Origin of the sequence: Lutibacter sp. A64, from assembly GCF_022429565.1 — a bacterium.
Classification (GTDB): domain Bacteria; phylum Bacteroidota; class Bacteroidia; order Flavobacteriales; family Flavobacteriaceae; genus Lutibacter.
Window position 1 is genome coordinate 789726 of record NZ_CP092487.1, and the last position, 14483, is coordinate 804208.

General features: G+C 28.9%; 18 protein-coding genes. 10 read left to right on the forward strand and 8 right to left on the reverse strand.

From position 1 onward, the window contains the following. Positions 1–5: 5 nt before the first annotated feature. On the forward strand, positions 6–794 hold the full coding sequence (locus tag MKD41_RS03115; protein ID WP_240243987.1) for an NAD(P)-binding domain-containing protein: 789 nt from the start codon (positions 6–8) through the stop codon (positions 792–794). An 83-nt stretch (positions 795–877) separates the two neighbouring features. Beyond that, entirely contained in the window at positions 878–1153 is a 276-nt protein-coding gene (locus tag MKD41_RS03120; RefSeq protein WP_240243988.1) for a hypothetical protein, read from the forward strand. On the opposite strand, the gene MKD41_RS03125 is transcribed toward MKD41_RS03120, so the two are convergent. Further along, positions 1150–1458, reverse strand: coding sequence for a DUF6787 family protein (locus MKD41_RS03125; protein WP_240243989.1), 309 nt, complete (start codon positions 1456–1458; stop codon positions 1150–1152). The two genes, MKD41_RS03120 and MKD41_RS03125, sit on opposite strands and share 4 nt — an antisense overlap. 110 nt (positions 1459–1568) lie before the next feature. After that, positions 1569–2210, reverse strand: a complete 642-nt coding sequence (locus MKD41_RS03130) for a DUF937 domain-containing protein (RefSeq protein WP_240243990.1) — start codon at positions 2208–2210, stop codon at positions 1569–1571. A 175-nt stretch (positions 2211–2385) separates the two neighbouring features. Between MKD41_RS03130 and MKD41_RS03135 the strand changes: the two genes are divergently transcribed. Then, positions 2386–2874 (forward strand): porin family protein, encoded by a 489-nt coding sequence (locus tag MKD41_RS03135; RefSeq protein WP_240243991.1) that lies wholly within the window; start codon positions 2386–2388, stop codon positions 2872–2874. 113 nt (positions 2875–2987) lie between these two features. Then, positions 2988–4304 (forward strand): dicarboxylate/amino acid:cation symporter, encoded by a 1317-nt coding sequence (locus tag MKD41_RS03140; protein ID WP_240243992.1) that lies wholly within the window; start codon positions 2988–2990, stop codon positions 4302–4304. A 140-nt stretch (positions 4305–4444) separates the two neighbouring features. Here the strand turns inward: MKD41_RS03140 and MKD41_RS03145 are convergent, their stop codons facing one another. Next, positions 4445–4855 (reverse strand): thiol-disulfide oxidoreductase DCC family protein, encoded by a 411-nt coding sequence (locus MKD41_RS03145; protein ID WP_240243993.1) that lies wholly within the window; start codon positions 4853–4855, stop codon positions 4445–4447. Between the two features lie 90 nt (positions 4856–4945). Between MKD41_RS03145 and MKD41_RS03150 the strand changes: the two genes are divergently transcribed. The 5 genes from MKD41_RS03150 (at position 4946) to MKD41_RS03170 (ending at position 9897) form a co-directional block, all read left to right on the forward strand. Continuing rightward, a complete protein-coding gene (locus MKD41_RS03150; RefSeq protein WP_240243994.1) occupies positions 4946–5638 on the forward strand; it encodes an ABC transporter ATP-binding protein in 693 nt (230 codons plus the stop codon). Between the two features lie 2 nt (positions 5639–5640). After that, complete coding sequence (locus tag MKD41_RS03155) at positions 5641–6870, forward strand: ABC transporter permease (RefSeq protein WP_240243995.1); 1230 nt, start codon at positions 5641–5643, stop codon at positions 6868–6870. A gap of 2 nt (positions 6871–6872) precedes the next feature. Beyond that, positions 6873–8117, forward strand: a complete 1245-nt coding sequence (locus tag MKD41_RS03160) for an ABC transporter permease (protein WP_240243996.1) — start codon at positions 6873–6875, stop codon at positions 8115–8117. A 121-nt stretch (positions 8118–8238) separates the two neighbouring features. After that, complete coding sequence (locus tag MKD41_RS03165; RefSeq protein ID WP_240243997.1) at positions 8239–9354, forward strand: efflux RND transporter periplasmic adaptor subunit; 1116 nt, start codon at positions 8239–8241, stop codon at positions 9352–9354. Between the two features lie 162 nt (positions 9355–9516). Next, complete coding sequence (locus tag MKD41_RS03170; protein WP_240243998.1) at positions 9517–9897, forward strand: hypothetical protein; 381 nt, start codon at positions 9517–9519, stop codon at positions 9895–9897. Between the two features lie 55 nt (positions 9898–9952). On the opposite strand, the gene MKD41_RS03175 is transcribed toward MKD41_RS03170, so the two are convergent. Then, on the reverse strand, positions 9953–10840 hold the full coding sequence (locus MKD41_RS03175; protein ID WP_240243999.1) for a 3-hydroxyacyl-CoA dehydrogenase family protein: 888 nt from the start codon (positions 10838–10840) through the stop codon (positions 9953–9955). Positions 10841–10868: 28 nt separating this feature from the next. After that, the gene (locus MKD41_RS03180) at positions 10869–11828 is read right to left on the reverse strand and encodes a Gfo/Idh/MocA family protein (protein WP_240244996.1); all 960 of its coding nucleotides are present in this window, start codon (positions 11826–11828) and stop codon (positions 10869–10871) included. An 86-nt stretch (positions 11829–11914) separates the two neighbouring features. Between MKD41_RS03180 and MKD41_RS03185 the strand changes: the two genes are divergently transcribed. Further along, positions 11915–12556, forward strand: a complete 642-nt coding sequence (locus MKD41_RS03185) for a protein-L-isoaspartate(D-aspartate) O-methyltransferase (protein WP_240244000.1) — start codon at positions 11915–11917, stop codon at positions 12554–12556. Positions 12557–12675: 119 nt separating this feature from the next. On the opposite strand, the gene MKD41_RS03190 is transcribed toward MKD41_RS03185, so the two are convergent. The 3 genes from MKD41_RS03190 to MKD41_RS03200 all read right to left on the reverse strand — a co-directional run bounded on the left by MKD41_RS03190 (position 12676) and on the right by MKD41_RS03200 (position 14481). Further along, a complete protein-coding gene (locus tag MKD41_RS03190; protein WP_240244001.1) occupies positions 12676–13107 on the reverse strand; it encodes a DUF2147 domain-containing protein in 432 nt (143 codons plus the stop codon). 101 nt (positions 13108–13208) lie between these two features. Then, a complete protein-coding gene (locus MKD41_RS03195) occupies positions 13209–13736 on the reverse strand; it encodes a KdsC family phosphatase (RefSeq protein WP_240244002.1) in 528 nt (175 codons plus the stop codon). After that, complete coding sequence (locus tag MKD41_RS03200) at positions 13720–14481, reverse strand: Rossmann-like and DUF2520 domain-containing protein (RefSeq protein WP_240244003.1); 762 nt, start codon at positions 14479–14481, stop codon at positions 13720–13722. Before MKD41_RS03200 ends, MKD41_RS03195 begins: the two co-directional genes overlap by 17 nt. Positions 14482–14483: the final 2 nt, after the last annotated feature.

Below are 14483 nucleotides of genomic sequence, written 5' to 3' on the forward strand. Positions count from 1 at the left end.
TTTTTTTGAATAAATCAGTAAGTATATTAGGATGTGGTTGGTTAGGGAAACCTTTAGCGGTTAAGTTAATCTCAGAAGGATATACTGTTAAAGGTTCTACAACTACAAAAGAAAAGTTTACTGATTTTAATGCTTTAGAAATTCAACCTTTTTTAATTTCATTAGAAACTATTTCAACAACAATTAAAGAGTTTTTAACTTCAGAAATTCTTATTGTTGCCTTGCCTTCAAAAAATATAGAATGTTTTAAAAATTTAGTGGAATTTATAGAAAAATCTACTATTAAAAAGGTATTATTTATTAGTTCAACTTCGGTTTATGTAGCCAATAATAAGATTGTAACAGAAGATTCTCCATTACAAGACGTACCTTTAGTTAGTATTGAAAATCTTTTTAAAGAAAACATCTTTTTTAAAACAACAATAGTCCGTTTTGCAGGTTTGTTTGGATATGAAAGAAAACCAGGAAACTTTTTTAAAAATGGACGTATAATTCCAAATCCTGATGGTTTTGTGAATATGATACATCAAGACGATTGTGTTTTAATTTTAGAAAAAATAATAAAAAATAATTTTTGGAGTCTTGTACTAAATGGTTGTGCAGATACGCATCCTAAAAGACGAGACTATTATATTAAAACAAAAGCAGCTATAAATAATGAACTTCCAATTTTTGCAGAAACAGAAAACAGTGTTTTTAAAATTATTTCAAATAAAAAATTAAAAGCTGTTTTAAATTACAAATTTAAGTATGGTAATTTAATGGATATTAATTATGAAAATTTTGATAGTTAAGCAATTTGTAAAAAATAAAAATCTTCTATAAAATAAAATTGGCATTTTAATTGTTATAGAATAAGAAAAGAATATATTTATTTATGCAAAAAAAATACAAATTATTATTATTAAGTCTGTTGTTTGATGGTATTGGAATGCTATCATTTGTTATACCGTTTATTGGAGAGTTTTCAGATGTTGTTTGGGCTCCAGCTTCAGCATTTTTAATCTATAAAATGTATAAAGGTACAGAAGGTAAAGTAGGTAGTATTGTTTCTTTTGTTGAAGAGGCAGGTTTGTTTGGTACAGATTTTTTACCAACTTTTACATTAACATGGATTTATAAATACGTAATAAAAAAAGATAAAGCAGATTAATCTTCATTAAAACGTTTAAAGCCTAAGCGAACTAACATTTTTTTAGTAAAAAAGATCCAAAAGAATTTAAATTGCCCAAAACAAAAACCAACTAAAGGCAAGGTTATTTGATAAATTATAAAAATTAGTAAAATTCTAACAGGCCAAAATACCCAAGGATTGGTAGTTTCATAATCTAAACCAATAAATTCTGTTAAAGGTTTTGCAATATACGCAGCAAAAGATCCATTAATAGAAAAAACAATTAGTATTACTACTATTTGAAAGTTTGATTTTAATCCCCAACGTTTTTTTAAGCTCTCCATTTATAAAAATTTCGTTGCAAAAATACATTTTAATTTTACATTCAAAATTTTATCATAAAAAAAGGTCAAACTTTATAGCTTGACCTTTTGTATTTTATAATTGTATACTATTATTTTCCAAATAAACCACCTAGCATTCCACCAAGTCCACTTTTCTTTTGGCTATTTCCACCTAAAAGCATTCCAGCAACATCATCTATAACGCTTCCGTCACCATCAGCATCTAATAATTGATTAACTAAACTTTGTTGTGAACTAGATTCTCCACCTAGCATTCCACCTAATAAATTTCCAATTCCATTTTGGTCTGAAACACCTTGTTGACGAGTTTCTTTACCTAAAGCTCCCATAACTAAAGGTCCAGCTACTTTTAATATATTCATAGCAGAATTTAAATCAATTCCACTAGATTTACTAACAGCTTGTGCTACATTTTCTTCTTTACCTCCAAATACATGTCCTAATATTCCAGCACCATCTGTAAGAACATCTTCATCAACTCCGCTACCACCTAATACGCTTCCTAAGTTATCTAAAATTCCTCCGCTGTGTTTGCTATTTCCTAATGCGCTTAATAATCCTGAAGCTCCCTCTGGAGTAGAAGCATTGTTTTTCATTGCACCTAAAATTAAAGGCAATGCAGTACTTAATGCACTTGTAGTTTTTCCTTCATCTTGTCCAAATTGTTTACTAGCTCCGCTAATAAGTGTTTTACCAAGGTCGCTATTTAATAAATCTAAAATTCCTGACATATTTTTTATATAAAAAGTTAATAATTTCTCTAAAGTAATAAATATTTACATAAGGTTTGACACAACATTTAAAAATGAGTCACTATAAAATAAAAAATTGCAATTAACGTTGTCGCTAAAATGGCATAAACATTGCATTTTAATCATGTTTACTAATTTAAAAAATAATATAAATATGAAAAGAATAATTTTAGTGGTATCCATTTTATTTGGAGGAGTTTTTTATGCAAGTGCACAGCAAATTTCTGATAACGCTTTAGGTTTAAGACTTGGAGATAATGATGGTTTTGGAGGAGAAATTTCGTACCAACATAAATTATCTCCCGAAAATAGATTAGAAATTGATATGGGATACAGAGATCATAGTAATTATAATGCTTTTAAACTTACAGGGTTGTATCAGTGGGTTTGGAATATTGATGGTGGCTTTAATTGGTATGCAGGTTTTGGAGCAGGTATTGGGTCTTGGAGTTACGATTCGGATTTTGTAAATGTTAAAGATGATGGAATGTTTTTAAATGCAGATGGAAACGTAGGAATTGAATATAATTTTGATGTTCCTTTTTTAATTTCATTAGATTTTAGACCTGAAATAGGAATTATTGGAGACTATGGTAAAGATACAGATCTAGATTTAGCTTTGTCTGTTAGGTATCAATTTTAATAAAATATTGTAAAATATATAGAAAAAGCACTTCATGTGCTTTTTTTTATGCTCAAAATTTAAGTATATTTTCAAGTATTTTTTTATCTTTCCACCAATTATAAAACTTTTTAATGAAAAAAATAGCATTACACTGGCAGATTATTATAGGAATGGTACTTGGGGTTGTAGTTGGATTATTAATGACCAAATTTGAAGGTGGCGAAAAAATAATACAAGATTGGGTAAAACCATTTGGTGAAATATTTATAAATTCATTAAAATTAATTGCAGTTCCCTTAATTTTAGCTTCATTAATAAAAGGTGTTTCCGACCTAAAAGATATATCTAAGTTATCTAAAATGGGAGGAAAAACTATTGGTTTATACCTAATCACTACCGTAGTTGCTGTTTCAATTGGTTTAGTGTTAGTAAATATAATAAAACCAGGTAATTCAATTTCTGAACAAACAAGATCGGAATTAGTTGAAAATTATACAAATGATACTGTAAAATATAAAGAAGAAGCAAACAAACAAAAAGATACAGGACCATTACAAGCTCTTGTAAATATTGTACCAGATAATATTTTTGGAGCAGCTTCAGATAATAAAAATATGTTGCAAATTATCTTTTTTGCAATCTTTTTTGGAATTGGGTTAATCTTAATTCCTGAAAAAAAATCAAAGCCTGTTAAAAACTTCTTTGATGGTTTTAATGAAGTCATATTAAAAATGATTGATTTAATAATGCTTGCAGCACCTTACGGTGTATTTGCTTTATTAGCTGCTTTGGTTGTTGAATCTCCAAGTGTAGATCTATTTAAAGCGTTAATTTGGTATGCTTTTACAGTTGTCGTAGGGTTATTATTAATGATTGTTTTTTATAATTCAATTGTTTGGCTAGTAACTAAAAAGAATCCATCAACATTTTTAAAAGGAATTTCCCCAGCTCAATTGTTAGCATTTTCAACAAGTAGTAGTGCAGCAACCTTGCCGGTAACTATGGAACGAGTTACAGAACATTTAGGAGTAGATGAAGAAGTAAGTAGTTTTGTTTTGCCTATTGGAGCAACAATTAATATGGATGGTACTAGTTTGTACCAAGCTGTAGCTGCTGTGTTTATTGCACAAGCATTTGGAATGGATTTATCTTTAGGTGCTCAATTAGGTATAATTGTAACAGCAACATTAGCAAGTATTGGATCTGCCGCAGTGCCAGGAGCAGGTATGGTAATGTTGGTTATTGTTTTGGGACAAGCAGGAATACCCGAAGCAGGTTTAGCATTAATTTTTGCTATTGATAGGCCGTTAGATATGCTTAGAACTACTGTAAATGTTACCGGAGACGCTTCTGTTTCTATGTTGGTTGCAAAATCAATTGGTAAATTACACAAGCCAAAAGTAAAAGAATGGGATGATGATTATCCAAAGCATAAATCTAAAAAGTAACGTATTATTACGTTAGTTACCTTAAACTAGTTTTAGGGGTTCTTGTAATCAAATTTTCAGACAGTAATTGAGTTTCTGAATTTGAAGATTGATAAATAGTTTAAGTAAATAATAAAGTATGCAAATAAATTTAGAAAATTTTATTTTATAAATCGATTTTTTAATTCGGGAGTAGGAATCATACAATTTTCTTTTTTTCCAAACCATTTGTACCTATTTTTAGCAATATAATTATAAACCCAATCTCTTATAAAAGGATGGATTATTATAAAAAGGTATAATAAACTAAAACCATTGTTTAATTTTTTTGAAATTTTTAAAGCTGCTGTAGATTTTTCATAAAAATTATTGTTTTCTATAAGAATTATTGAGTCCATATTAATTTTTTTTGAATTGTATTGTAACAATAATTCCTTTGCAGCGTCTGATTGAAGAGAAGCAAACTTAAAATGTTCTTTTTTATCGTGTTTTATAATAAAATTAACCGATGCATTGCAAAGGTTACAAACACCATCAAAAAGTATTATTGAGTTTTTTTCTGTATTGTCCACTAAGCAAAGTTACATATTTAAAAAATAAGTATTTTTAAATTTATACCAAGTTTTAGTAGCAAGTTATAGTTTAGTTAAAACAACAACCAAATGATTAGAATTGAAAAATTACATAAATCCTATCCAATAGGGAAGGATTCACTTCATGTATTAAAAGGATTAGATTTACATATTAAAGAAGGTGAATTTGTATCTATTATGGGTTCATCAGGCTCAGGAAAATCTACCTTATTAAATATTGTTGGGTTATTAGATACACATGACGAGGGTAACTATTATTTAAATGGACAAAAAATTGAAAATTTAAATGAAAAGAAAGCTGCGGTTTTAAGAAATAAGTTTTTAGGTTTTATTTTTCAATCATTTAATCTAATAACCTATAAAACGGCATTAGAAAATGTTGCATTGCCTTTATATTATCAAGGTATCGCTAGAAAAGAACGTCTTGAAATTGCCATGCATTATTTAGACAAAGTTGGGCTTAAAGAATGGGCTACACATTTACCTAGTGAATTATCTGGAGGGCAAAAACAACGTGTTGCCATTGCAAGAGCCTTAGCAACCAAACCAAAAGTTGTTTTAGCTGATGAGCCTACCGGAGCATTAGATTCTTCAACATCTAATTCTGTAATGGAAATGCTAAAAGAAATTAATAAAGAGGGAATGACGGTTTTTGTTATTACACACGAAGAAGAAATTGCAGAACAAACAGATAGAATTGTACGCTTAAAAGATGGCGTTATTATAAGTGATGAAAGAACCAATAAAAAAGTAACTGCTTAATTATGTTCGATTTAGATCGTTGGAGAGAAATTTTCCAGTCCTTAAATAAAAACAAACTTAGAACAGCATTGTCTGGTTTTACCATAGCATTTGCTATTTTGTTATTTACACTATTGTTTGGAGTAGGTAATGGATTAAAACACACATTTGAAGAACAATTTGCAGGAGATTCTCAAAACTCAATATACATTAATACCGGTTTAACAACAAAACCATATAAAGGTTTGCAGAGTGGAAGAAGAATTCAGTTTAGAAATGACGATTCTAAATTTATAAATGAAAAATTTGGAGATAAAATTCAATTCTTTAGTCCAAATATTCAAAGGAATATGCAAGTAATTTATAAAGGTGAACAAAGTAGATACCAAGTAAGAGGTGTTTATCCAGATTATCAACCTTTAGAATCTTCAGAAATAGTAGATGGTAGGTTTTTAACATATTTAGATATTGAAAGAAAATCTAAAGTTGTTGCTATTGGTAGACTTGTTGAAAAAGATTTGTTTGGTAATTTAAGCGCCATCGGAAAAAATATTAATATGGAAGGTATTTCATATAAAGTTGTTGGTGTTTTTAAAGATCCTGGAGGAGATAATGATGAACGCTATATTTATGCTCCTTTTTCAACGTTTCAAGGTATGTACAAGCCAAACGATGAAATAGATTATATTGGAATGACTTTTAGTCCAGATTTAAATGTAGATCAGGCGTTGGCATTTAGTAATTTATTAACTAAAGTGCTAAAAGAAAAACATAGTGTAGATCCTAGAGACCAAGGTGCAATTAGAGTTCGAAATTATGCAGAAGGAACAAAAAACGTACAACAATTTATGGGCGTTTTAAATGTAATAATTCTATTTATTGGAATTGGTACTTTGGTTGCTGGCGTAATAGGTATAAGTAATATAATGGTATATATTGTTAAAGAACGTACTAAAGAACTAGGTATTAGAAAAGCTTTAGGAGCAACACCAGCTTCTATTGTAAGTATGATTATGCTAGAATCTATATTTGTAACTGCTATTGCTGGTTATTCTGGACTTATGTTAGGTGTATTTTCTTTAAAAGCTTTAGGAGATACTCTAGAAAAGTACTTTATTTTAAATCCTAGTGTAGAAACTTATGTAGTAGTTGGAGCAACTGTTGTACTAGTTATTGCAGGTACTATTGCAGGTTATATTCCTGCTAAAAGAGCAGCAAGTATAAAACCAATTGTAGCATTAAACGACGAATAATTATGAAATTTTTATTTGATTCAGATACCTGGCAAGAAATATTTAGCAGTATACGTAAAAATAAAATGCGTACTGGTATTACTATTATTGGAGTAATGTGGGGAATATTTTTATTAGTTGTGCTATTAGGTGCTGCAAAAGGTGTAGAAAACAATTTTAATAAATTATTTGGAACCTTTGCTACAAATAGTGTTTTTATTTGGGCGCAACAAACTAGTAAACCTTTTAAAGGATTTCAAGAAGGAAAATCACTAACATTAAAAATGTCTGATTTAGAAAATATTAAAAATGAAATTGAAGGTTTAGAATTTGTTGTACCGCGTCATCAAACGCAAGCATTGGCAATTAATAATTTTAAATCTGGAACCTTTGGTGTTTTTGGTGACTTTCCAGAATTAGATAATGTGCAAAAGAAAGATTTAGTTTATGGTAGATTTATAAACGATAACGATATTAATGAAAAAAGAAAAGTATGCGTTATTGAAGAAGAAATTTACAAACAACTTTTTGATAAAGATGTCTACCCAATTGGTACGTACATTAAAATTAACAACATAAATTATAAAGTTGTTGGTATGTATAAAGAAGGTCAAATTGGAGGAGGAGGACCACAAGGTAATATTCACATACCATTTACTACATACCAGCAAGTATATAACCAAGGAGATAATGTTGGTTGGATGATGGTTACAGGTAAACCAGAATACGATATTACACAAATAGAAGCAGATGTAAAACTACTTTTAAGAAACTTACATAAAGTACATCCAGAGGATGAAAGAGCTTTTGGTAGTTTTAATTTAGGAGAAATGGTTAAACAGGTAACAGGTTTTTTAACAGGAATGCAGTTTTTAACTTGGTTTGTAGGTATAGCAACTTTAATTGCAGGGGTTTTTGCCATTGGTAATATACTTTTAATAACAGTAAAAGAAAGAACTAATGAAATTGGAATTAGACGTGCATTAGGAGCTAAACCGTGGGAAATAAAAAGACAAATTATTTTAGAATCGGTCTTTTTAACCAGTATTGCAGGAGCTTTAGGAATTATTTTTGGAGGCTTGGTTTTAATGTTAATTGATGCAACTATAGGAAGTGGACCAGAAGCGGTTTTAAATAACCCAACTGTAGATATTCCAGTAGTAATAATTGCAGCAATTACATTAGTTATTTTAGGAACATTAATTGGGATGATTCCAGCACAAACAGCAGTTAGTATAAGACCAATAGAAGCATTAAGAGAAGAGTAAACAATTATAAATTACGAATTACGAATTGAGAAAAAAATGAATATTTATGAATAACGATTTTTTAATTATTCAATTTTTCAAGCATTAAATAAACGAATAGAAACAAGTAAATAATCAACTAATGAAAAAAACATTAATTTTTGGAGGAATAGCAGCAGCGCTTATAGCAGTTTTACTTTGGTTTGGGGCAAAAAATAGCCAATCTCCAATTCAATATGAAACAGAAACACCTTTTATAACAAATATTGTTAAAAAAACTGTTGCAACAGGTAAAGTTGTACCTTTAGAAGAAGCTGAAATAAAACCAAAAGTATCTGGTATTATTGAAGAAATTTTTGTTGAAGAAGGAGCTGAAGTTGCCGTAGGAGATTTAATTGCAACTATTAGAGTTGTGCCAAATGTACAAAGTTTAAACAGTGCGCAAGGAAGCGTTAAAACAGCTCAGTTACGTTTTGATAATGCAAAAACCAATTACGATAGAGTTAAAGGTTTATTTGAAAAAGGTGTAAAAGCACGTTCAGAATTTGAAGCTGCAGAATTAAGCTATAACAGTGCGCAACAAGATTTAAGAAATGCTAAAGACAATCTTCAAATTATTAAAAAAGGTTCAGCTGCTGGTATGGGACAAACTGCCAATACAAATGTGAAAGCTGAAATTTCTGGTACAATTTTAGAAATTCCAGTGCGTAAAGGAAACCAAGTTATAGAAAGTAATACTTTTAATGCTGGTACTACAATTGCTACCATAGCAGATATGACTAAAATGATTTTTGAAGGTCAAGTTGATGAAGCTGAAGTTGGTAAAATTAAAAACGGAACAGTTTTAGAAATTTCTTTAGGTGCTATTGAGAATAAGAAATATCCAGCAAAATTAAATTTTATTGCACCAAAAGGTAATGAAGAAAACGGAGCAGTTCAGTTTAAAATAAAAGGAGATGTAACCTTGGATGATGAATTTTTTGTAAGAGCAGGTTATAGTGCAAATGCAGATATAGTTTTAGACAAAAAAGATAGTGTACTTTCTATTAAAGAAGCACTATTACAATTCGATAAAAAAACAGAAACTCCTTATGTTGAAGTAAAAATAGGAGATCAAGAATTTGAAAAACGTGATGTAGAACTTGGAATTTCTGATGGAATTAATGTTGAAGTTTTATCTGGTGTAACCATAGAAGACGAAATAAAAATATGGAATAAAACATCTAAAAAAGAAGATGAAGAAGATTCTAATAACTAATTAGCTATTTAACAAATTTTTTAAAGTGTTTTAATTTTTATTAAAACACTTTTTTTATACCTTTATAGTAGGCACTTATTATTTTTTTTAATATGATTTTTATCAGATAAAAATTAAAATAAAAGTCCGAAATTTAATATATAAATTTAAAGCCAATTGGATATGGAGAGTCAGTTATTATTCTTAAGTGATCTTAACTTCAATTTAGAAGTTTGGAAAAGAGAGTTGAAATTTCAAGAAAGTGAAATGGATTATTTTGAAGAAAAGTTAGAACATGTTGCTATGCGAAAACTTGGAAGCGATGTAATGGTACAATTAGAAGGGTTTCAAAATAAAATAATTCGTGAACGGGAAGTTATGGGGCATTTAAGGCATAGAATTAGAATGAAAAAAAGAGAGATAGCTCAAATAAAATATCAAGAAAATTCTGAAGTTAAATTTCCAGAGAAACAAACATTGTTAAGAGATGAAATGAAAACTTTTGTGAAAATGCATTATGATTTAAAAGAAGACATGATGGATTTCTTCTTAAAATATTTATAATATTAAAAAAAAACCTTTCCAAATTTGGAAAGGTTTTTTTAATTAAAAGTAAATTTTATATAAATTGTTTTGCTATTTTTTCGGCCTTTTTGGTTTCGGAATAATCGTAAAACCCTTCACCAGATTTAATACCTAATTTACCCGCTAGAACCATATTTACTAATAATGGGCAAGGTGCATATTTTGGATTTTTAAAACCATCATACATTACATTTAGTATAGAAAGGCAAACATCTAAGCCTATAAAATCTGCTAATTGTAGAGGCCCCATTGGGTGTGCCATACCTAATTTTAAAACAGTATCAATTTCATAAACGCCAGCAACACCATTGTATAATGTTTCAATTGCTTCGTTTAACATTGGTATTAAAATTCTATTTGCCACAAAACCAGGGTAATCATTTACTTTAACGGGTACTTTATGTAAGCTTTCAGAAAGCTTCATAATTGTATTAGTTACTTCATTAGAGGTATTGTATCCTCTAATTATTTCAACTAACTTCATAATTGGTACCGGATTCATAAAATGCATTCCTATTACTTTTTCTTGCCTATTGGTAACTGAAGCAATTTGTGTTATTGAAATTGAAGAAGTATTTGAAGCTAAAATTGCTTTTTCTGGAGCAGCTTCATCTAATTGTTTAAATATTTTTAATTTTAATTCTAAATTTTCAGTAGCAGCTTCAATTACTAAATCTACATTTTTAACACCTTCAATAATTGAAGTATGTGTAGTAATATTATTTAATGTAGTTGTTTTTAGTGTTTCGGTAATTTTATCTTTTACTAGAAGTCTGTCTAAATTTTTAGTAATAGTTAAAATTCCTTTATCAATTGCTTTTTGTGAAATGTCAATTAAATGAACATTATAATTATTTTGTGCAAATACATGTGCAATTCCGTTGCCCATAGTTCCAGCTCCTATTACTGCAATATTTTTCATAATTATAATGGGTAGTTTAACTGTTATTTTAAAAATCGTTTATAATTAAATGTGCAACACGTAATGCTTCTGTACCTTGTTCTAAAGTAACTATTGGTGTTGTATTATTTACAATGGCATCGGCAAAAGTTTCTAATTCATCTAAAATAGCATTATTTGCAGCAACTGTAGGGTTTTCAAAATAGATTTGTTTTTTTACTCCTTCTGCATTTTGTAAAATCATATCAAAATCTCCAGGTGTTTTTGGAGCATCTTTCATTTTTACTACTTCAGTGGCTTTTTCAAAAAAGTCAACAGCAATATATGCATCTTTTTGAAAAAAACGTGATTTACGCATATTTTTTAATGAAATTCTACTAGCTGTTAAATTAGCTACGCAACCATTTTCAAATTCTATACGTGCATTTGCAATATCTGGCGTATCACTAATTACGGAAACTCCGCTAGCATGTACACTTTTTACTTTTGATTTTACAACACTTAATATAATATCAATATCATGAATCATTAAGTCTAATACAACTGGTACATCTGTACCTCTTGGGTTAAATTCGGCCAACCTATGAGTTTCAATAAACATTGGATTTACAATTGAATTTTTAACCGCTGTAAATGCAGGATTAAAACGTTCTACATGTCCAACTTGACCTTTTACATTATGTTTACTAACTAAATTTAAAATAGCTTCAGCTTCTTCAATTGTTTTTGTAATAGGTTTTTCAATAAAAATATGTTTATTTTTTTCAATAGCTTCTTTGGCACAATCGAAATGTGAAAGTGTTGGTGTTACAATATCAACTACATCAACAGCTTCAATTAATTCTTGAACAGAGTTGAATTTTTTATACCCAAATTCTTCTGAAACTTTTTGTGCATTTTCTTCAATTGGATCATAAAATCCAACTAACTCATATTTTTCTGATTGATTTAATAACTTTAAGTGAATCTTGCCTAAATGACCGGCTCCTAAAACTCCTGCTTTTAGCATCATAAGTATGTATAATTTTATGTAAACAAAAATAACAATCTTTATGCATTTATTCCTATTTTTAGCATCTCAAATTTTAAATAATAGTGAAAGATACGCACAAACACCAAGGACTTAGAAATCAATTAGTAGCAACAATTGTCGAAAAAGGAATTACAGATGAAAATGTTTTAAAAGCTATTGCAGCTGTGCCAAGACATTTGTTTATGGATTCTGGGTTTGAGAATTTTGCCTACCAAGATAAGGCATTTCCTATTGCCGCTGATCAAACAATTTCTCAACCTTATACCGTTGCTTTTCAAACTGAATTATTACAAGTTAAGCCAACCGATAAAATTTTAGAAATAGGTACGGGTTCTGGATATCAAACAGCTGTTTTACTTGAAATAGGTGCAAGGGTTTATACTATTGAACGTCAAAAAGAACTATTTAAAAAAACAAAAATATTTCTACCTAAACTTAGTTATAAACCAAAAAAAATAATTTTTGGAGATGGTTATAAAGGATTGCCAGAAGAAGCTCCGTTTGATGGAATTATTGTTACTGCAGGTGCGCCTTATGTACCAAAACCGTTATTGTCTCAATTAAAAATAGGAGGTAGGTTGGTAATACCTGTTGGTGATAAAGTACAAATTATGACTTTGTTTGTAAGAACAGGTGAAAAAGATTTTGAAAAATTAGAATTAGGAGATTTTAAATTTGTGCCAATGTTAAAAGAAAAAAATTAACAGTATTTAATGTGTTGTTTTATAGTTTAATTGCTGGTAAAAATGAAAATAATGACATTTTTACCAGCAATTCTAAAATAGATGAATACTATAAATATTTTGCAATTTAAGCTTTTTTATTATTTTACTTTGTGCCAATATTGAGTTCTTCCTAGTAAAGCAAAACCAATATATCCTCTCACTTTAAGTTTATTTGTACCTTCGAGTGTTATATAGCATTTATATTCTTTACCTGTTTTAGGATCTAATATTTTAGCATCGTTCCATTCGCTACCATCTTTAGTAAGTCCGTCAATTATTTCCATTCCTACCATAGGCTTATTTTTTTTATCACCTTTGCAAGCTTCACAAACTTTATTTTTGTTTCCTTTTTCTAAAAGTTGAACAATTTTAGCGTAAGCTTTACCATCTTTTTGATAAATTTCTACAATAGATTTTTCATTACCAGTTTGATCATCAATTGTTTTCCATTTTCCAAAAATAGATTGTGATTGTACTGATAAAATTCCAATAAAGAATAAGCAGCTTAAAATTGAGATTGTTTTTTTCATAAGTATTTGATTTAGTAGTTAAAAAAACTGTCTAAAAGCAATAATTATTTTAGACAGTTTCTTTTGTTAATTATATAATTATTTATGTTTGGTTTGGTATATTAATCAGTTTGGGCATTAAATTGCTTTGCCCACTTTCCTTGTACTTTTAAAACTTGTTCAATAACATCTCTAACACAGCCAGTTCCTCCTTTTTTTTGCGATACATATTTTGATACTTCTTGAATTTCTGAAACGGCATCTTTTGGACAACAAGGTAAGCCAACTAATTTCATAACAGGGTAATCTGGAATATCATCTCCCATGTATAACACATTTTCCGGGTTGATATTGTTTTTAGTAAGATATTCGTTTAACTGAACAACTTTAGTATGTGTACCTAAATAAATATCTGTAATTCCTAAACCTTCTAGGCGAGAGCGTACACCTTCATTACTTCCTCCAGAAATTATGCATATATTATAGCCTGCATCTATTGCAGTTTTTAAGGCATAACCATCTTTAACATTCATGTTTCTTATAAGTTCACCTTTTGTTGTTACTGTAATTAAACCATTTGTTAAAACACCATCAACATCAAAAATAAAGGTGTTAATCTGGGGCATTATTTCTTTATAACTTTTTTCCATACGTATTGTAAATAGATTGAGATAGCAATTTATAAATTTCTTTTTGATTTTTACTTAACATTGCCTCGTGTTTTTTTAAGGTTTTAGTATCATTTCTTTTTGCAGGTCCGGTTTGTGCATCAAAAGGAGTTAAAGTTTCTATTTTTGAAGCTGTTTCTTTAATTAAAGGACGTAAAATTTCAAAAGGAACCTCATTTTCTTCACAAATTTGATTTCCAATATAATAGAGATGATTAACAAAATTATTAATAAAAACGGCAGAGACATGTATGTTTTTGCGTTGTTTTGAATTTATGTAATAACTGTTTTTTGAAATTTTTTTAGCTAATGTTTCTAGTAATTCTAAATCTTTTTTAGTTTCAGCTTCTAAACAAATTGGAATGCTTGAAAAATCGATGTTTTTATTTTTTGAAAAAGACTGAAGTAAGTAAAAAACACCTTTGTTTGCATTGCATTTTAATTCGTTTAAAGCAACACTTCCAGATGTGTGAACTACTAACTTGTTACTAAAATTTAGTTGTTTAGAGACTTCTTCAATAGCATTATCTGAAACACAAATTATATAAATATCAGCGTCTTTTAACGTGTTTAAATTTGCCGTTATAGCTGTTTTATGTTTTAAATATTGAATTTTATCTAATGTTCTATTATAAACTTCAACCAGTTTAACAGTGGGTGTTTTTAATAAAATAGCTGTTAAATGGTATGCAACATTACCACCGCCAATTATACTAATTTTTATCATAT

Excerpts from the sequence above, each read along its gene's own strand:
- MKD41_RS03150 (WP_240243994.1), top strand. The coding sequence starts at position 4,946 with ATGATTAGAATTGAAAAATTACATAAATCCTATCCAATAGGGAAGGAT.
- MKD41_RS03125 (WP_240243989.1), bottom strand. The coding sequence starts at position 1,458 with ATGGAGAGCTTAAAAAAACGTTGGGGATTAAAATCAAACTTTCAAATA.
- MKD41_RS03160 (WP_240243996.1), top strand. The coding sequence starts at position 6,873 with ATGAAATTTTTATTTGATTCAGATACCTGGCAAGAAATATTTAGCAGT.
- MKD41_RS03130 (WP_240243990.1), bottom strand. The coding sequence starts at position 2,210 with ATGTCAGGAATTTTAGATTTATTAAATAGCGACCTTGGTAAAACACTT.
- MKD41_RS03195 (WP_240244002.1), bottom strand. The coding sequence starts at position 13,736 with ATGGAAAAAAGTTATAAAGAAATAATGCCCCAGATTAACACCTTTATT.
- MKD41_RS03175 (WP_240243999.1), bottom strand. The coding sequence starts at position 10,840 with ATGAAAAATATTGCAGTAATAGGAGCTGGAACTATGGGCAACGGAATT.
- MKD41_RS03170 (WP_240243998.1), top strand. The coding sequence starts at position 9,517 with ATGGAGAGTCAGTTATTATTCTTAAGTGATCTTAACTTCAATTTAGAA.
- MKD41_RS03120 (WP_240243988.1), top strand. The coding sequence starts at position 878 with ATGCAAAAAAAATACAAATTATTATTATTAAGTCTGTTGTTTGATGGT.
- MKD41_RS03155 (WP_240243995.1), top strand. The coding sequence starts at position 5,641 with ATGTTCGATTTAGATCGTTGGAGAGAAATTTTCCAGTCCTTAAATAAA.
- MKD41_RS03140 (WP_240243992.1), top strand. The coding sequence starts at position 2,988 with ATGAAAAAAATAGCATTACACTGGCAGATTATTATAGGAATGGTACTT.
- MKD41_RS03180 (WP_240244996.1), bottom strand. The coding sequence starts at position 11,828 with ATGCTAAAAGCAGGAGTTTTAGGAGCCGGTCATTTAGGCAAGATTCAC.
- MKD41_RS03135 (WP_240243991.1), top strand. The coding sequence starts at position 2,386 with ATGAAAAGAATAATTTTAGTGGTATCCATTTTATTTGGAGGAGTTTTT.
- MKD41_RS03200 (WP_240244003.1), bottom strand. The coding sequence starts at position 14,481 with ATGATAAAAATTAGTATAATTGGCGGTGGTAATGTTGCATACCATTTA.
- MKD41_RS03165 (WP_240243997.1), top strand. The coding sequence starts at position 8,239 with ATGAAAAAAACATTAATTTTTGGAGGAATAGCAGCAGCGCTTATAGCA.
- MKD41_RS03190 (WP_240244001.1), bottom strand. The coding sequence starts at position 13,107 with ATGAAAAAAACAATCTCAATTTTAAGCTGCTTATTCTTTATTGGAATT.